The organism is Streptomyces venezuelae (genome assembly GCF_008642335.1).
Classification (GTDB): Bacteria; Actinomycetota; Actinomycetes; order Streptomycetales; family Streptomycetaceae; genus Streptomyces; species Streptomyces venezuelae_F.
In genome coordinates, this window is record NZ_CP029191.1 from 6,366,214 (window position 1) to 6,384,538 (window position 18,325).

General features: G+C 73.3%; 13 protein-coding genes. 4 read left to right on the forward strand and 9 right to left on the reverse strand.

Annotated features, from left to right (window positions below):
* Positions 1-2 precede the first annotated feature (2 nt).
* From DEJ49_RS28670 to DEJ49_RS28695, 6 genes are all read right to left on the reverse strand, one after another.
* Positions 3-1,949 (reverse strand): substrate-binding domain-containing protein, encoded by a 1,947-nt coding sequence (locus DEJ49_RS28670; protein ID WP_150186778.1) that lies wholly within the window; start codon positions 1,947-1,949, stop codon positions 3-5.
* Positions 1,939-3,480: a sugar ABC transporter ATP-binding protein gene (locus DEJ49_RS28675; RefSeq protein WP_150186779.1), complete on the reverse strand. Its 1,542-nt coding sequence runs from the start codon at positions 3,478-3,480 to the stop codon at positions 1,939-1,941. The genes DEJ49_RS28670 and DEJ49_RS28675 overlap by 11 nt, the downstream gene beginning before the upstream one ends.
* Positions 3,477-4,538, reverse strand: coding sequence for a LacI family DNA-binding transcriptional regulator (locus DEJ49_RS28680; RefSeq protein WP_150186780.1), 1,062 nt, complete (start codon positions 4,536-4,538; stop codon positions 3,477-3,479). Before DEJ49_RS28680 ends, DEJ49_RS28675 begins: the two co-directional genes overlap by 4 nt.
* A gap of 153 nt (positions 4,539-4,691) precedes the next feature.
* Complete coding sequence (locus DEJ49_RS28685) at positions 4,692-6,005, reverse strand: DUF1266 domain-containing protein (protein WP_150186781.1); 1,314 nt, start codon at positions 6,003-6,005, stop codon at positions 4,692-4,694.
* Between the two features lie 48 nt (positions 6,006-6,053).
* Entirely contained in the window at positions 6,054-7,361 is a 1,308-nt protein-coding gene (locus DEJ49_RS28690; RefSeq protein WP_150186782.1) for a cytochrome P450, read from the reverse strand.
* Positions 7,358-8,197, reverse strand: coding sequence for an alpha/beta fold hydrolase (locus tag DEJ49_RS28695; protein WP_150186783.1), 840 nt, complete (start codon positions 8,195-8,197; stop codon positions 7,358-7,360). The genes DEJ49_RS28690 and DEJ49_RS28695 overlap by 4 nt, the downstream gene beginning before the upstream one ends.
* A 211-nt stretch (positions 8,198-8,408) precedes the next feature.
* Between DEJ49_RS28695 and DEJ49_RS28700 the strand changes: the two genes are divergently transcribed.
* From DEJ49_RS28700 to DEJ49_RS28715, 4 genes are all read left to right on the forward strand, one after another.
* The gene (locus DEJ49_RS28700; protein ID WP_150186784.1) at positions 8,409-10,964 is read left to right on the forward strand and encodes a GTPase-associated protein 1-related protein; all 2,556 of its coding nucleotides are present in this window, start codon (positions 8,409-8,411) and stop codon (positions 10,962-10,964) included.
* A gap of 95 nt (positions 10,965-11,059) precedes the next feature.
* Positions 11,060-11,719 carry a vWA domain-containing protein gene (locus DEJ49_RS28705; protein ID WP_150188529.1) on the forward strand — a complete coding sequence of 220 codons (660 nt, stop codon included), beginning with the start codon at positions 11,060-11,062 and terminating at the stop codon, positions 11,717-11,719.
* Complete coding sequence (locus DEJ49_RS28710; RefSeq protein ID WP_190329469.1) at positions 11,716-12,642, forward strand: protein phosphatase 2C domain-containing protein; 927 nt, start codon at positions 11,716-11,718, stop codon at positions 12,640-12,642. Before DEJ49_RS28705 ends, DEJ49_RS28710 begins: the two co-directional genes overlap by 4 nt.
* Positions 12,639-13,985, forward strand: a complete 1,347-nt coding sequence (locus tag DEJ49_RS28715) for a serine/threonine protein kinase (protein WP_150188530.1) — start codon at positions 12,639-12,641, stop codon at positions 13,983-13,985. The genes DEJ49_RS28710 and DEJ49_RS28715 overlap by 4 nt, the downstream gene beginning before the upstream one ends.
* A 57-nt stretch (positions 13,986-14,042) precedes the next feature.
* Here DEJ49_RS28715 and DEJ49_RS28720 read toward each other — a convergent pair whose 3' ends face one another.
* The 3 genes from DEJ49_RS28720 to DEJ49_RS36075 form a co-directional block, all read right to left on the reverse strand.
* Positions 14,043-16,049 carry a hypothetical protein gene (locus tag DEJ49_RS28720; protein WP_150186786.1) on the reverse strand — a complete coding sequence of 669 codons (2,007 nt, stop codon included), beginning with the start codon at positions 16,047-16,049 and terminating at the stop codon, positions 14,043-14,045.
* Positions 16,050-16,172: 123 nt separating this feature from the next.
* Positions 16,173-16,661, reverse strand: coding sequence for a hypothetical protein (locus tag DEJ49_RS28725; RefSeq protein ID WP_223833028.1), 489 nt, complete (start codon positions 16,659-16,661; stop codon positions 16,173-16,175).
* A complete protein-coding gene (locus DEJ49_RS36075; protein WP_190329471.1) occupies positions 16,658-18,319 on the reverse strand; it encodes a hypothetical protein in 1,662 nt (553 codons plus the stop codon). Before DEJ49_RS36075 ends, DEJ49_RS28725 begins: the two co-directional genes overlap by 4 nt.
* Positions 18,320-18,325 lie beyond the last annotated feature (6 nt).

The window sequence follows — 18,325 nt, forward strand, 5'->3', positions numbered from 1 at the left end:
GGTCAGGAGAAGTCCTTCACGTTCTTCGACGTGACGACCTTCACCGGCACCTTCACCGTCCCCTGGACCTTCTTGCCCTGCGAGGCCCGCACCGCGTTGCGCACGGCGATCTTCCCGAGCTCCTTGGGCTGCTGCGCCACGGACGCGTACAGCGTGCCCGCCTCGACCGCCTTGAGCCCGTCCGGGGTGCCGTCGAAGCCGACGACGGGGACGGACTTGCCCGCCTTGTCGCCGAGCGCCTTGACCGCGCCGAGCGCCATCTCGTCGTTCTCGGCGAAGACGCCGGTCACGCCCTTGTTGGACTGCAGGAGATTCGTCATGACGTCCAGGCCCTTGGTGCGGTCGAAGTCCGCGGGCTGCTTGGCGACGACGTCGATGCCGGGGTACGCCTTGATGCCCTCGGCGAAGCCCTGTCCGCGCTCGCGGCTCGCGGAGGTGCCGGGCGTGCCCTGGAGGACGACGACCTTGCCCTTGCCGCCCAGCTTCTCGGCGAGCGTCTTCGCCGCCAGCCTGCCGCCCGCCACGTTGTCGGAGGCGACGAGCGTGGCGGTCTCCGCCTTGTTCACGCCGCGGTCGGCCGCGACCACCGGGATGTCCTGCTTGTTGGCGCCCCGCACGGCGGGGCCCGCCGCGTCGGAGTCCACCGGGTTGACGATGATCGACTTCACGCCCTCGCCGGTGAAGTTCTGCAGCTGGTTGGACTGCTGCGACGCGTCGTTCTGCGCGTCGGTGACCGTCAGGTCGACGCCCGCCTTGTCGGCCTCGGCCTGCGCGCCCTCCTTCATCTGCACGAAGAAGGGGTTGTTGAGCGTGGAGAGCGACATGCCGATCTTCGTGCCCGTGCCGGAGGAGCCCGAGTCGAAGAAGGAGACGGCGCCGACGACGGCCGCCACGACCACGGCGGCGACCGCGTACTTCACCGCCTGCGGCCCCTTGCCGCGTACCCCTCCCGCCGTGCCCGACGAGGCCCCCGGCGTGGCCCCGGCCCGTCGCCGCAGCGTGTCGAGGAGGACCGCGAGCGCGATGACCACACCGATCACGACCTGCTGCCAGAAGGCGGACACGGAGAGGAGGTTGAGGCCGTTGCGCAGCACCGCGAGGATCAGTGCGCCGATGAGCGTGCCGGACGCCTTGCCGACGCCGCCCGCGAGGCTCGCGCCGCCGATGACGACCGCGGCGATCGCGTCGAGTTCGTAGCCCTGCGCGGCCTGCGGCTGCGCGGAGACGAGGCGGGAGGCGAGGACGACACCCGCGACGGCCGCGAAGAGACCGGCGAGTGCGTAGATCACGAGCTTCTGCCGCTTGACGCGCAGCCCGGACAGGCGGGCCGCCTCTTCGTTGCCGCCGATCGCGTACATGGAGCGGCCGATGAACGTACGCCCGAGGACCAGCGCCGTGACGAGACCCATCGCGACCATCACGATCACCGGGACGGGCAGCCAGCCGCCGATGGTGTCGCCCAGGTGGGAGACCGAGTCGGGGAACGCGATCGGGCTGCCCTGCGAGATCACCAGGGAGAGGCCGCGGGCCACCGACAGCATCGCGAGCGTCGCGATGAACGGCGGGAGTTTCCCGTACGAGACGAGCAGGCCGTTGACGAACCCGCACGCCATGCCCGTGGCGACGGCGAGAACGACCGCCAGCCACACCGGCAGGCCCTGCGACGTCGCCGTCCAGGCGAGGACGGTGGCGGACAGCGCCGCCACCGAGCCGACCGACAGGTCGATGCCCGCCGACACGATCACGAAGGTGACACCGAACGCGAGGATCGCGGTGACCGCGGCCTGCACGCCGACGTTGAGGAGGTTCTGCGTGGTCAGGAAGTCGCCGGAGAGCAGCGACATCGCCACGACGAGGACGATCAGGGCGCTCAGCGCGCCGTTGTCGAGCAGGACGCGGCGGAGCGAGGCCGTGCCACCCGCGTCGCGCTTCAGGGTTTCAGTGGCCACGGGAGCCCTCCGCCTCTTCTTCGTTCCGTACCGCCGCGGTGCTGACGGCGAGTGCCATCACGGCGTCTTGAGTGGCCTCTTCGGCCGTGAGTTCACCGGCGATCCGGCCCTGTGCCATGACGAGGACCCGATCGCTCATGCCGAGCACCTCGGGCAGGTCGCTGGAGATCATCAGGACCGCGTGCCCGGACGCCGTCAGTTCGTTGATGAGCTGGTAGATCTCGACCTTCGCGCCCACGTCGATGCCGCGCGTCGGCTCGTCGAGGATGAGGACCCGGATGTCGGCGAGCAGCCACTTGCCGATGACGACCTTCTGCTGGTTGCCGCCGGACAGCGTGCGGACGTGCTGGCCGAGCCCGGCCATGCGCACCCCCAGTTGTTCGGCGATCCGCGCGGCCGCCCGCTCCTGCCCCTTGAGGTCCACGAGCCCGGCGCGCGTCGCCGAACGCAGCGTCACCAGGCCGAGGTTCTCCCGCACGGAGGCGTCGAGGACGAGCCCCTGCCCCTTGCGGTCCTCGGGGACCAGGCCGATGCCCGCGCCCATCGCCGCGTTCACGTCGTGCCGGGGCAGCCGCTCGCCGTCCACGTCGACGGAGCCGCCGTCGTACGGATCGGCGCCGAAGACCGCGCGCGCCACCTCGGTGCGGCCCGCGCCGACCAGGCCCGCGAGACCGACGACCTCGCCGGCCCGCACCTCGAAGCTGACGTCGTGGAAGACGCCGTCGCGGGTCAGTCCCTCGACGCGGAGCAGCGGCGGCCCGGTGGTGTCCGCGTCCGGGCGTTCGCGCGGATACTGCTGCTCGATGCTGCGGCCCACCATGAGGCGTACGAGCTCGTCCTCGTCGGTCGACGCGGGCACCTGGTCGACGCTGCGGCCGTCGCGCAGGACGGTGACGCGGTCGCCCAGCGCGGCGATCTCCTCCAGGTGGTGGGTGATGAAGACGATGCCGACGCCGTCAGCGCGCAGGGTGCGCACGATGGCGAAGAGCTTGTCGACCTCCTCGGAGGTGAGGACGGCGGTCGGCTCGTCCATGATGAGCACCCGCGCGTCCAGGCTCAGCGCCTTGGCGATCTCGACCATCTGCAGCCGGGCGATGCCCAGTTCGCGCACCGTGGCGCGCGGCGAGACGTCGACGCCGACCCGCTGGAGCAACTCGTCCGCGTCGGCCTCCATCTTCTTCCGGTCGACCAGGCCGAAGCGGCGCGGCTGCCGTCCCAGGAAGATGTTCTCGGCGACGGTCAGGTCGGGGACGAGGTTGAACTCCTGGTAGATCGTGGCGATGCCGAGCCGCTCGGCGTCCTGCGCGCCGTTGATGCGGACCTCGCGGCCCTCGGCGAAGATCCGTCCGCTGTCGGGGCGGTAGGCGCCGGAGAGCATCTTGATGAGGGTGCTCTTTCCCGCGCCGTTCTCGCCGAGCAGCACGTGCACCTCGCCGCGGCGCAGGTCGAAGTCGACGGAGTCGAGCGCGACGACGCCGGGGAACGTCTTGCGCATCGACTCGATGCGCAGCAACTCGTCCTGGTCGCTCACGGGTTGCTCCTTCGTGCGGGGGTGGTCTCGCCGGGCGCGTCGCCGCGGCCGGACGGTGCCTCGCCGCAGGAACGGCGGACGACGAGACGGGCGGGCAGGGTCACGGACCGCGGGCTCCTGCCCTCGATCCGGTCGATCAGCGCGTGCACGGCGGCGCGGCCGAGGTCGGCGGTCGGCTGGGCGATCGCGGTGACCGGCGGGTCGGTGTGCACGAACCACGGGATGTCGTCGAACGCGGCGAGCCCGATGTCGTCCGGAACGCGCAGGCCGTGGGCGCGCAGGGCGTCGAGGGCGCCGAGAGCCATCAGGTTGTCGGCGGCGAAGACGACCTCGGGCGGCTCGGGCAGGGCGAGGAAGCGCTCGGTGGCGCGGCGGCCGCTGTCCGCCTGGAAGTCGCCCTGTCCGATGTAGGCGTCGGGCAGCGCGACGCCGTGCTCGCGCAGCGCTTCGCGGAAGGCCTCGACACGCTCGCTGCCGGTGGTCGTGGCGGCCGGGCCCGCGATGATGGCGAGCCTGCGGTGGCCGAGTCCGTGCAGGTGGGCGACGAGGTCACGGACGGCCTGCCGGCCGTCGGAGCGGACGACGGGGACGTCCACGCCCGGGATCCACCGGTCCACGAAGACCATCGGGGTGCCGGCGCGCACGGCGTCGAGCATCAGCGGGGACCCGCCGTCGGTGGGGGAGACGAGCAGGCCGTCGATCCGCCGGTCGAGCAGGGTCCGTACGTGGTGGTCCTGCAGCTCGGGGCGTTCGTCGGCGTTGCCGATGATCACGCTGTAGCCGAGCGCGCGGGCGGCCTCCTCGACGGACCTGGCCAGCTCCGTGAAGTACGGGTTCAGGACGTCGCTGATGACCAGGCCGAGGGTGCGGGTCTGGTCGGTGCGCAGGGAGCGGGCGACGGCGTTGGGCCGGTAACCGAGCGCCTCGACGGCGGCCAGGACCCGGGTGCGGGACGCGGGGCTGACGGAGGGGTGCCCGTTCAGCACGCGCGACACGGTGGCGACGGACACGCCGGCCTCGGCCGCGACGTCCTTGATGCCCACCGAACTCGGGGTCATCGTCGGTCCACCTCCTTGTGGAATCGATTACACGGAGGATTGGAAACGATTACACGGGGGCGTGACAAGGGGTGGACCGGGCGGAAAGTGCGAGTGAGACCTGATCGTGATGATCGACGGGAACGGGTCGGGAACGGTCGGGAACGTTCGGCCCTACTGGAACGGCACCGTCAGCCAGGGGCTGTCCGGGTCCGTGGTCAGGGCGCGGTGGGCCCGCAGCACGTCCGTGTACCAGGAGCCGAACGACTCCTCGTCGAAGTGCAGGCACCGGCCCAGGACGTAACCCGCCGAGAACCCCTCCCAGGAGGTGTACGTGGCACGGGCGGCCTCGGAGGCGCGCTCCAGAGCCTTGATCATTTCCGCGTGCGTGGCGTACCGCGCGCCCCTGCCCCAGCGCGCCATCTTCGAGGCGCGCCCGATGTCCCACGCCGCGACCGTGCCCACGTGCCCGTCGGGCGGCAGTAGTTCGTCGGCGCGGAACCGCGCCTCGTAACGGAGCACCTTGCCGACCAGACCGCGCAGGTGCGCCACGAACTGGTCGAGCTCAGGGTCCTCGCCGGGCCGGTGCGGCTCGCCGGGCCCGCCGGTCTCCACCACGCGATGCCGGAGCGCCGCCTCGACCCGGTCGCGCCACAGCTCGGCGTCGACCCGGGGGCCGTACCGCCGCGCCAGGGCCGTGCGGGCGTCCAGGACGAAGTCCCAGTACCAGGGGCTGACATCACGGGTGAGCAGCCGCTCCTGGAGGGACAGCCAGTCGTCGCGGTCGTGCACACCCCACCACTCCTCCAGGCGGCCGATCTCGTTGTGGTGGCCCGCGCCGTGCCAGTCGACGGTGTTCCAGGCGTCGCCGTTGGTGAAGCACAGGTGCGCCCCGCACGCCAGGCCGTGCAGGAGACGACTGCCTGCCTCGGGCGCGCCCGTGCGGCGGGTGTCGATGCGGTTCCCCAGGCCGTCGGCGCGGTGGTACTGGTCGTGCAGGTCCGACCAGACCTCGCGCTCGTCGTCGGTGGTCAGGAAGAACTGCTGGCACGGTGTCGCCGCGTTGACCACGAGCAGGTCGACGTCGTCGGGGCAGCCGTGGGCGAGCGAGTCCAGCGTGACGTACTCGTAGACGACGGCGGGGTGCGGGCGGGGCAGCACTCCCGCCGTGTAGACCTGCGCGACCTTCCTGCCGTCCGGCAGGTCGACGGTGAGCAACTCGCTCTCGCTGTCCGTGCGTTCCGTGCGGCCCGCCTCCGTGACCGGCACCGGGCGGTACAGGCCCTCGACGGCTATCGCCCGCAGATAGCCGTACGCGTCGTCCTCCTGGCACAGCTCGTACAGGTGCTCCTCCAGGTCGGCGGGCGCCTGCCAGGGGCTGCCGTCCGCCGGGGCCGGGAAGTCGGGGAAGACCTCGTCGTGGAGTTCGGCCTCGATGTCGTACGCGCCACCGGGGGCGGCGTGCTCGTCGTGCAGGGGGTCGTGCATGGTGTGTCTCTCCGCTCGGGCGCTGCGAGGTTCTCGCGATCTTGCACCCTACGCGGGCGCCTCGACCCGTACCGACTTCAGGCCGTTGATGAAGTGCGAGACCAGACGGCGCGGCGGGGCGGCGAGGCGCAGGACGGGCAGGGCGCGGGCCACCTCCTCGTGGAACACGCGCAGTTGCAGCCGGGCGAAGTGTGCGCCGAGGCAGACGTGCGGTCCTTCGCCGAACGCCACGTGGGGGTTGGGCGAGCGGGACAGGTCGAGGCGGTGCGGGTCGGTGAAGACGCGCTCGTCGTGGTGGGCGGACGCGTGGAACACGACGACCTTGTCCCCGGCCGCGATGCGCGTCCCCGCAAGCTCGGTGTCGCGGGCCGCGGTGCGCCGGAAGCTGAGCACCGGCGGGTGGCGGCGCAGGAGTTCGTCGACGGCGGCCCTCACGCCGACCGCCCCGGTCCGCAGCCGCTCGTACTCGCCGGGGCTCTCCGCGAGCGCGACCAGGCCGCCGGGCGCGGCGCTGCGCACGGTGTCGTTGCCCGCGACGGTGAGGAGGAAGAAGAACATCTCCAGTTCGGGGACGGTGAGTTCGGGGTCGTGGGCAAGAGTCGTGAGGACGTCGTCGGCGGGGTGGTCGCGTTTGTGCGCGGCCAGCGCGCGGGCGTACGCGAACATGTCGGCCAGCATCGCGGGCGAGCGCGGGTCGACCGGCTCGCCGTCGGGGCCGAGCACGGGTGGCGGTGCCTCGTCCGGGTCCTGGTAGCCGATGACGCGCTGCGTCCAGTGCAGGAGCAGACCGCGGTCGGCGGGCGGGATGCCGAGCAGGTCGGCGAGGTTGAGCAGGGCGTAGTCGTCGGTGACGGCGGTGACGACGTCGAAGGTGCCGTCGCCGGCGCGTGCCTGCTCCACGGCGGCGGCGATGAGCGTACGGGCCCGCTCGCGCACCCGGGCCTCGAAGCGCTCGACGAGGCGGGGGGTGAAGGCGCGGCTGACCAGCCTGCGCAGCCGCCCGTGGTCGCCGGCCCCCGCGACGGGGGCGGTGGCGGTCGCCGTCGCGGGGTCCTGGTTGAGCATCATGCGCCGGATGAACGGCAGATCGTCCGGGGCGGGGTCGCGGATCTGGGTGGCGCCGAGGTACGAGGAGTACGTCGCCGCGTCCTTGAGGACACGCACGACATCGGCGTGCCGGGTGACCGCCCAGAACCCGGGCCCCGCGGGCCAGCCGAGCACGGAGGGCTCGTGCTGCCGGGCGACGGGGTGGTGGTCGCGGAGGATGCGGTAGCGGTCGTGGGGGACGCCTGAGGCGTAGAGGCGGGGGTCGAAGACGTCGGGGACGGCGGGGTCGTCCGGGGCGCTGGGGGTCACGCGACGCCGCCGTCCCCCTCCGTGAGGTCGTCCTCGCCGGTGAACCCCTCCACGCCCTCGCTCACCTCGCCCTCCGCGCGCAGGAAGTCCTCGACCGTGCGGAGCAGTTCGAGAGGCACCTCGTCCATCGCGTAGTGCCCGGCCCCCGGCAGCTCCGCCAGCTCGCCCTGCGGGTACGAGCGCAGCCAGGTGCGGCGCATCAGGTCCGCGGAGAGCGCGGGGTCGAGCGCCCCGGTGACCGCGAGCGCCGCCACGGGCGAGCCCTCGACCTCGGTGTGGAAGTCGTCGCCCGCCCAGGAGTCCAGCCAGGCGCGGAACGCCTTCGCGTCGCTGACGGCGAGCGAGCGGCGCACCATCCGGTCGAGCCAGGCCCGGGGACGTACGCCACCCGTGGTGATGTCGATGATGGTGCGGCGGCTCTCCGGGGTCTGCGCGGCCGAGGCGAACAAATCCCACTGTTCGGGCGGCAGTTGCAGCCCGGACGCGGGCACGGGCGACACGCCGACCAGACGGCGCACCCGATGCGGTGCCACGGCCAGGACGCGCTGGGCGACGCTGCCGCCCATGGAGTGCCCGATCAGCGAGAACCGCTCCCAGCCGAGGTGGTCCGCCAGGTCGAGGACATCGGCGGCGCCCTCGCCCGTGGTGTACGCGCCGGCCGTGTCCTTGGCCTCGCCGTACCCGCGCAGGTCCACCACCGCGTATGTGAACGCGTCGGTGTCGAGGTCCGCGAGCACCGGCCCGTACGCCGACCGGTCCGCGAACCAGCCGTGGACCGCGATCACCTGGTGCGGTCCTTCGCCGAGCAGGGTGTGGGGCAGCAGAAACGAGTTCACAGCGGCTCCGATCGCCGACGGGGTCCGGGGCGGCACCGGGCGGTGCGGGACGTGACCACGGTGTCCCGGGCCGCGGTGTCGCGCAAGGGTGCGCGCGTCGTCCGTTCCCGTGTTCGAGCAGGGGCGAGGGGTGCGTCGGGCGTGTTGCCGGGGCGGGGGTGAACTTGGCGGACGGCCTGCGGTGCGGTGCCGCGGTTGGTCAGAATGTGGCATGGCCATCCGTCGCCTCAGCTACCGGCTCGGCAAGGAGCCGGACACCGGAGCCGTCAGTCTCTTCCCGCCGGACCCGGACAACCCACAACTGTGCCCGCACGAAGGTCAGTTGCGAGGCGCCGTCGCGCGTGTCATGGGTGCGCCTCCCCCCTCCGGGGAGGCGGGGTCCGAGCTGAGCTACAGCCTGCTCCCGGACGGCGGCCGCCTCCTGTGCGCGGCGCTCCCGGGGCAGCGGGTGGAGGCGCTGCACCTGAGCGCGGACACGCCCGGCCCGGGGCCCGTCTGGCCCATCGACACGTGGCGCTCCGAGTCGTGGGCGGGGGAGCGGACCGAGTCCGAGTCGCTGTCCCTGGGCTCCGGCTTCGTCGAGTCCGAACTCCCCGTGCCGGAGGCCCACTTCGACCGCGAGCTCCTCGTCACGTTCGCGCGGGAGCGCGCCGACCGTGTCGCGCCCTTCCTCGCCGACGTGCGCCGGCTCTTCGAGGACCCGGCGGGGCGGCAGATCGTCCTCGTCGAGGACGACTCCGAGACCGTGGCCCGGTGGATCGCCCTCGCCTGCGCCTCGCTTCCCGAGGCGTACGTCTCCGCGCTGACGTTCACCACCTGGACCGCCGACCCGCGCCGGGCCCCGCAGCGCATCATCGGCATCGGACCGGACGCGGAGTTCGACCGGTCGGACGACGCGGTGGTGGAGTACCTGTACCGCGTCCACGACGGTACGGGGGTCGGCCCGGAAAGCCCACCCACCGAGCCGGACGCGTGGGCCCGCCTGACAGCCGAACGCTGGCTCACCGGAAACCCACCGCGCCCCCCGCGCGGGGCGGTGACGGGGCCCGAGGGCCCCTTCGCCCTCATCCCGCTGGTCGCGGGGGTGTTGGGGGAGTCCGTGCGTCCTCATGACGGCGTACGTACTCGGAGTGTCGAGGACGCCGAAGGTGCCGGGCGTACTGCGGGCGACGCGACTCCTGATGGTGACGGACGCGCTGAGGGTCCCGACGGCCCCGAACCCGCCGCGAACGCCGCGAACGCCGAAAACGCCGAAAACGCCGACTTCGCCACGAACGCCGCATTCGCGGGACTCCGTGGCGACACCCTGCGCGCCGTCCTCGAAGCCTTCACGCACTCCGTGGCCAGGGGCGAGGCCGACGACCGTACCCTTGCGGAGCTCGACCGGCTCTGCCGGGGGCTCGACGGGGATCAGGCCCTCGCGGCGCGGCCGCTCGCACTCGCCCTCGTCAGGCACCGGCTCGACGCGTGCCGAGGGAGCGGTGCCCTTCCCGATCTGGCCGCCTTCGAAGGGCTGCCGCTCGGGCAGGAGGCCTGGCGGAAGCTGCGCGAGGAGTACGGCGACCGCGCCGACGACGCCCTGCGCGCCCGGCTCCGCGACCCCGTCAGCACCTGGACGGAGCCACTGCGCCTCGCCCTCGCCGTGGGTGCCGACGGCGGGCCGGGGCTCGACAAGGCCATGGAACGCCTCGCGGACGCCCTGCTGCACCCGGAGCGGCGCGACTGCGCGCAGGCCGTCCAGGTGCTGGCCGAGCTCGACCACACCCCCCTCACCCGCCGCGTGCTCCGGCTCCTCATCGCGAACTTCACCGAGCGCAAACTGGACCGCCTGCGCGCCCTCGCCGACTCGCCCCAGGGCGACTGGCTGCGACGCAACATCGACGACGCGCCGCTCACCGTCCGCCTCGCCGCGGCCGCCGCGTACTGGCACGGCCCGCCGGACCGGCTGCGGGGCGTCGAACTCTTCGAGCGGCTCACCGAATTCCTCCCCGCCCGAGGGATCGAGGACGTCAGGACGCTCAACCTGCTGTGGCGCCTGGTGTGGCGCAACGACCCGCCCGACCGCGCCGAACAGCCCCGCGTGGCCCGCCTCTGCACCCCGCGCCTGATCATCGAGGCGGACCTCGGCCGCCGCGTCATGGGATGGCTCAAGGAGCCCGACCGCTGCGACCGCGAACTCGTCGACTTCGCACGGGCGATGTGCGAGGACTCCAAGCTCGGCGCCCAGGACCGGGACACCGCGGAACTCCTCGTCATCGCCCAGGACCTCGCCGACGGGCGGCTGGCCGTCGGCAAGCTCTCCGTCGACCGGCTCAGGGAACTGAAACGCAAGGTGTCGCCGCTCGGCATGGTCCTGCGCAAGGGCGTAGAGGAACGAGTGGGCCGTGCCCTCGCCGGGGCCAACCCGCTCGACGTGTGCGAGGCCCACGGCCTGGACATCCTCGTCGCCGCGGGCCCGGACCTCCTCGGCGCCTACCGCGCCCACCTCCTGGCGGAGCCGACGCGCGACCGTCTGGAGCGTGAGCTGCCCAACTGCCCCGCCGAGCTGGCCGCCTACTACCACGTGTGGCGGCCCCGCCGACGGCACGGCGTCTGCGCCGGCTGGCGTGACGTCGCCGCCGAACTCCTCGACCAGGTCCTCGCACCCGTCCTCGCCCATCTGGACGACCACCGCCTCGGCCAGGTCGCCACCGTCCTCCAGCGGGAGGGCCAGGACGTACAGGAATGGACGGCGTGGCGGCACCGGGTCGCCCAGGAGCAGAGCTGACCGATGACCAAGAGCACTTCCCCGCGCATTCCCACGAAAGGACCAGCGTGAGCGACACCAGCGAGACCGTCGTCGACAACTTCCCCGGCGGCAGCATGGCGAGCCGCCCCGTGCACTTCATCTGGATGCTCGACTGCTCGGGCTCCATGGGCGTGAACGGAAAGATCGGCGAGCTGAACTTCGCCATCCGTGAGGCCATCCCCGAGATGCAGCAGGCCGCCCAGTCCAACCCCGCCGCGTCCCTGCTGGTGCGCGCCATCACCTTCGCCAGCGGCGCGAGCTGGCACGTCGGCGAGCCCACCCCCGTCGACCGGTTCTCGTGGGAGGACGTGCACATCTACGGCGGCACCGACATGGGCGCCGCGTTCAAGCTGGCGGCCGGCGCGCTGCAGACCCCGCCGATGCCGCAGCGGGCCCTGCCCCCCGTCCTCGCCCTCGCCTCCGACGGGCAGCCCACCGACGACTGGCGGGCCGGGCTGCGTGCCATCGACGGCACCCCGTGGGGCAAGCGCGCCGTGCGCGTCGCCGTGGCCATCGGCGACGACGCGGACAAGAGCATGCTCAAGGAGTTCCTCGGCAACCCCGAACTGGAGCCCCTGCAGGCGAAGAACCCGCGCCAGCTCGCCGCCGCGATCCGCTGGATGTCCACCGCCGTCGTCAAGGACGCCTCCACCCCGAAGGTCGACGACGGCGCGAAGCCCGCGACGCCGATCGACGTGCCGTCGCTGACCAAGGGCGAAGACGACATCTGGTGACCGGGCCGGAGACGACCACCGGACCCGGACCCGGACCCGCGGCGGCCGGGCCCTGGGCGCTGCTCAGCGGCGCGGTCAAGGGAGTGGCCAAGAAGTACAGCCAGGACCGCAGCGCCGCCCTGCCCGTCGCGGGCGGCCGCGCGGTCGTTCTCGCGGTGGCCGACGGGCACGGCAGCGCCGCGCACTTCCGCAGCGACCTCGGCGCGTACTGGGCGGTCGAGGAGTTCACCGCGTGCGCGGCCGCGTTCGCGCGCGAGGCCGCACGGGTCGGCGACGACGCGGCGGGCTGGACCGCACTGCGCGAGGAGGCGCGCCGCCTGCCGCAGCGGGTGGCCCACCTGTGGCACGAGCGCGCCCTGTACCACGACGCCAACTCGCCCGCACACGGCGTACGTTCACGGCGGTCCGCTGACCGTACGGGACACGGCGACCGACCCGACGTACCGGATCTGGCCGCCTACGGAAGCACCCTCATCGGCGCCGTCCTGACCGAACACACGCTGTTCTGCTGGCAGCTGGGCGACGGCGACATCGTGCTCGTCGACGACGGCGGCGCCCCGCACACCCCGCTGTCCACCGGGCCCGACATGGGCGACGAGACCGACTCGCTCTGCGAGCCCGAGCCCTGGCGCAAGATGCGGGCGCACTGGCAGCCGTTCACCGGCGGCGCGCCGCCGTGCGTCCTGCTGTCCACGGACGGGCTCTCCAAGAGCTTCGCCGACCACCAGGGCTTCCTGGACTTCGCCACCGGCCTCGGCGAGCGCGCCGCCGGCCAGGGCGTCGATGCGGTCCAGGCGCAGCTGCCGGACTGGCTGGCGCGGGCCGCCAAGTACTCCGGGGACGACACGACGCTCGTGGGCGCCATAGCGGTACCCGCACAGACGCAGCAGACGCAGCAGACGCAGAGAGGAACAGAATGGTGAACGGCATGCTCGCCGCCGGAAAGACCCTGGTGGCCGAGTCGGGGGAGAAGCTCAAGGTCGCCGAGCTCTTCGGCTCCGGCGGCCAGGGCGAGGTCTACCGCGTCCAGACGCCCACCGGGGACCGCGCGGTCAAGTGGTACTACCCCCAGCTCGCCGACGCCCGGCAGCGCGAGATCCTCGAAGGGCTCATCGCCAAGGGCTGGGACGACCCCCGCTTCCTGTGGCCCCGCTCCATCGTGATGGACCCCGAGGGCAAGCAGCCCGGCTTCGGCTACCTCATGGACGTACGCCCCGCACGCTTCTGCGATCTGCCCGCCCTGTTCCGCCGCGACCCGTCCGTGGCGTCCGCGACGATGCGGACCCTCGTGACCGTGGCCCTGCACACCGTCGAGGCCTACCGCGCCCTGCACTCCCGCGGCATCGCCTACCGCGACATCAACTGGGGCAACATCTTCTTCGACCCGCGCACCGGTGACGTCCTGATCTGTGACAACGACAACGCCGTCGTCGAGGGCGCCGAGGCCGGCGTCGCGGGCACCATGGACTTCATGGCGCCCGAACTGGTCCGCGGCGACAAGGGCAAACAGCCCGGCACCCAGACCGACCTGCACTCCCTGGCCGTGCTGCTCTTCCTGCTCCTGATGAACGACCACCCGTTCAACGGCGCCCTCGCCCTGAACATCCGCTGCATGGACGAGGCCGCCAAACGCAGGCTGTACGGCACCGACCCGGTCTTCGTCTACGACCCGGCCGACACGCGCAACCGCCCGGTGCCCGGCGAACAGCCGACCGTCGTGGCGACGTGGGGCGCGTTGCCGCAGATCCTCCGCGATCTGTTCGTCCACACGTTCACCAAGGGGCTGCGCGACTCCGCGCAGCGGGTGCGCGAGACGGTGTGGCGCGACGCGCTCAGCCAGGTCCTCGACGCCATCACACAGTGCGGCGCGTGCGGCAAGCAGAACCTCACGCAGCCCGACGGTGCGCCGCCCACCTGCTGGAAGTGCCGCACCGTCCTCACGCTGCCGCCCCGCCTCGAACTCGTCACCGGCACGGGGAGCCTCCGCACCAGGCGCGGCATCCGGCTCGCGCCGAGCGCCCGCGTCTACGCCCACCACCTGAGGGACGATCCCGAACGCCACGACTTCTCCGCCGTGGTCGGCGAGGTCACCGAACACCCGCAGCAGCGCGGCAGGTTCGGCCTTACCAACCGAACCAAGTCGGTGTGGACGGCCCGCAAGGACGACGGGACGGTACGAGACGTCGACCCGGGCAAGACGATCGCGCTGCGGTCGGGGCTGCTGATCGAGTTCGGCGGCGGGACGGAGGCGGTGGTCAAGGAGTAGCGGGTCCTTGCGCGCCGGCAGCGCGACCCCGGCCCGCCTCCGTCCCGGCGTGTCCGTTCAGGCCCACCAGGTGCGCCAGCGCCGCCACCACGTGCCCCAACGGGTCGGCGCGGGCGGCGCCGGGGGTGGTGGGGGCGGGGGCGCGGCGGGCAGGGTCGCGCGGGCCGGGCTCGGGTCGATCGACACGGCGTCGGGGCGGGGGAGCGGTGTCACGGTGATGACGCACTCCTCGGCCGACACGGGAAGGTCGACGGGGCGTCCCGCCCGGTGCGCGCTGCGGGCGATGCGCCGTTCGCCGCCGTGCCGTCCGTCGGTCCATGCCGCGCGGACCAGGACCGCGGGCTCGGGCCAGTCGAAGCGCAGCTCGGCGCGGTCCGCGCCGACCCGGCGTACCGACAACTCCCTTATGGCGGCCGGGTGTTCGATGACGAGACTCGGACCGGACACGGCGCGCCCGCCCAGCACGCTCACCGCGGTGACCCGCATCCGCCGCTCGGGTTCCGGCGTCAGCTCGGCGTGCGACTCGGCGCCGACCGCGGTCGCCGGGATCCGGTCCACGCCGCCCACGACGTCGGACACGTCCGTGCCCGGCGCGACCGGCGCCGTCGTCCACGGCAGGAGCAGCCCGTCGCCGAGCGCGGGCGGCCGCCACGCGATCGTCACCCGCTCGCCGTCCGCGTGCCGTCGCACGCTGAGCTCCTCCACGGGCGACGGCCACTGCTCGGCGCGGGCCGTGACGGTCACGCCGCGCGACCAGACGAGGTCGCCGTCCGGATCGCGGTAGCCGCAGCGCACTTCGTAGGTGTACGTCCCCGGGGCGAGCGGCGCGTCGAGGACCCTGTCGTGCTCGCAGGGGACCCGGACCAGCGACGACTCGCCCCAGCCGCCGGTGTCCGCCCCCGTGCCGGACCGTGTCACGCGCACCTCGGCCGCCGCCGGGTCGGGCCGCCAGCGCAGACGCAGCCCGCCCGGCACGACGGTGCAGCGCAGTTCCGTCACCACCGGCGTGAGCAGCACCGGAGCGGTGACGCGCGGAACGCCCGCGACGCGGTCCCGGCCCCGGTCCCGGTCCCGGTTCATGGGGACGACGGCGTACCGCACCGGGCGGCCGACGGGGGCGTCCGGGTCGACGGACGCGGGCCGGGGCTCGGCCGCCGCGGTCTCCACGGCCAGTTCGGGGGCGCCGTCGGGAAAGCGCAGGACGCGGTACGTGACGTCGGCCCGACGCGCGGGCGCGCACCAGGACAGGCGTACGGCGCGGTCGTCGGGGACGGCCGTCACGGCGGAGTCCGCGCGCGTGCCGGCGTCCCGGCTCTCGTCGGCGAGGAGCGCGGCGACGCGCAGCAGGCCCGTCTGGGCCGCCGGGTCGTCCCGGGCGAGACGGAGCGCGCCCAGCCAGGCGCCGGCCGCGGTGCGCAGCGCGCCGCCGGCCTCCGCGGCGGAGCCGTCGGCGGTCAGGCGGCCCACCTCGGCGGACCGGGCGCGGATGCCGTCGACGAGCGCGGCGAGGCGGTGGTCGTCGGGGCCGTCGGCGTACTCGGAGGCGCGCGGAAGCCGGGCCGCGAGCCGCTCGGCCTCGCGCAGTCGCACGCCCGGCCAGACGTCGTTGAGGGTCTCGGCGGCGTGCCGGGCGGGTCCGGTCGCGGGGAATCCGGCGGCGACGGCGGAGGCGAGCAGTCCCGCTTCGCTGCGGTGCACGCCGAGGGCGACGGCGTCCGACTCGCCGGGCCGCTCGCCGCCGTCCCGCAGCAGGCAGCACACCTCCCACAGGACGAGCCGCCGCAGTCCCTGCGCGTCGTCCCGTACGAGGGTCTCCAGGGTGTCGACCACGGCGGCGGCGGAGTCGGCGCGCGGATCCGACGAGGACAGCCACCGGCCGCGGGCCCGCCGCACGTACGCCAGGTCGACGCGGTGCCAGATGCCCCCGCGCCCCGGGAACCAGAGCCCGTCGAGGACACGGAAACCGTCGTCCGTGGTGACCTTCGGCAGCGTGCCGAAGACGGCGTCGTGGGCGGGGGCGGGTTCGGGCGCGCGAAGGGCATCGGCAGCATGCCGAAACCGCAACGCCCTCACGTTGTCGTGCAATTGCCGGTACCCCCGCAGACCGGGGCAGCGGGGGAGGGCGGGCAGGGGAGGCCGCCCGCCGCTCGCCTTCGGGTGTTCGCCGGGACGCAGGACGGCCATGGCTCAGCCGCCCGGCGCGGTGTAGAAGTAGACGCGGACCACGGCGGTCTCCGCGCGCTTGCCGAGGGCGTGGTAGTCGTCCGTCGCCGTCTTCTCGGTGAACATCTCCGGACGGGCCTCACCGAGGAGCCCGTTGACGCGGTGGGCGTACACCGTGCCGTTCGAACTCCCGCCGAAGGTGAGGACGAGCGCGGCCTCACGCCCCGACCACTTGCGGGTGTCCTTCGCGATCTGCTTCACGAGGTCACCCTTCTTCCGCCCGGCGACCGTGAACTCCTGGGGGTGCCGGTCCACGGAGCGCGGCGCGGTGGGGGCGGGTGGTTCGGTCGTCTCGGTCTTCGACGGCTCGGGAGTGGGCCGGTCGTTGGCCTTGGGGTCCGGCCGGTCGGCCATCGACACGAGCGCGAGCACGAGCAGCAGATCCGCGAAGAGCCACCCGGCGAGCACGACGACCCCGGGCCGCCCCCCGCGCCGCCCCCGCCCACGACTCACGCGCCCCCTCCACTCCGCGGCCGAGGCGGTGGCAACCGCGTGGTCGGCGCGTCGAGGGGCGTGCCTTGATCGGCGGCGGGGGTGTCCGCGGAGGGCTCATGGGGCGGCCCCCCATCGCTCACGGCGCTGCTGCCACTGTCGTACGCACCGTCTGCGGAACCACTGTCCGTACCGTGCCCACCGCCCGGAGAACCGTTCCCCGCACCGGACCCGCCGGCAGCAGCGCCGAAGAGGCCACCGGCGGAACCACCACCCGCGCCGTACGCCCCGCTCACGGACCCACTACCCGCGCCGTACGCCCCGTTGGAAGAGCCGCTTCCCGTGTCGTACCCACCGGCGGACGAGCCACCATCCGTGCCGTACGCCCCGCTCCCCGAACCACCACCCCCGCCGTACCCACCGGCCGCACTGCCGTACGGGCCACCCGTGGCCGCGCCGCCCGCGCTATAGGCCCCGCCCCCGCCATACGCCCCGTTCGCCGAGCCGTACCCGCCGCCCACCGGCGCCGGAGCCGGAGCCGGAAGTGCGCCCGTCAGGGTGGCCAATCTCGCGTCCAGGCGGGCTGCCGCGTCCTGCCAGTGGGCCGCTGCCGCGTCCCAGCGTTCCGTGGCCTCTCGCATGCCGTCCACCGCGTCGCCCGTGCGGCCCGCGCTCGTGACCAGGGCCTGCGACGCCAGTTCCGTCGCCTTCGCCACTGACTCGGACCTGGTCACGAGGGACTGCTGGGCCGCGACCAGGGCCTTCAGGGACGCCTCGACCGTGTCACCCGCCGTCTTGACGTGGTCGACGATGCCGCGCGCCGCCTGCGCGTTGGCGCGGCCCGCCTTGGCGGTCTCGTGCGTGCCGTCGCGCAGCGTCGTGTTGATGCGGTCCGTCGCGTCGCCGAGCTTGGGCACCTCCTTCGTGAGGGCCCTGGCCGCCTGCCGGAGCGCCTCCGTGGCCTGGCTCACCGACGCCGTCGCGCCGGTCAGCGCGTTGTGGCTGCGCTCCGCCTTGGTCGTCACCTGCTGCATCTTCAGCGCGGCCTTCGTGAGCTCCGCCGTGAACTGCTGCGGCGAGGCGCTGCGGTGCGACGCCAGCAGCATCTGCGTGCGCGTCAGGACCGCCGCCAGCTCCGCGAGGAGCCGGTCCTGCTCCGCCTCCCGTGCGTCCTCGGCGCGCTCGGTCCGGACCCGCACGCGCGCGTGCCACACGGAGAGCCCCACGAGCAGGGCGATCAGGAGCACCGCCATCAGGGCCACGTTCTCGAAGCGCCCGAGCGACGACAGATGGCCGCCGAAGCCCGACTGCCAGAGCTGGAGGAAGGGCCGTGTGGCCTGTTCGGGGTTCTCGTCGGCCAGTTCCCCGTAGGCCCGCACCGCCTCCCGCAGGCCGAACCAGGTGATCAGCAGGGGAATGAAGACGAGGACCCCCAGGGCGGCTTCCAGCAGGCGGTCGTGCCTCCCGGACGTCCTGTCCTGCGACGTACGGACGCTCTCCGGGCGTACGTAGGCCTGGACGAGGTCGATCTCCGCCCATCGGTCGAGCTGGTTCGAACCGCTCAAGTCCTGGTGCAGCACGGTCAGTTCGGCCGAGCGCGGCGTCAGCGCGGGCAGGGCCGCCAGCCGCCGCAACTCCTTGACGATCAAGGCTTTGTCGAGCAGTTGTGCGGGCGTCAAACGGTT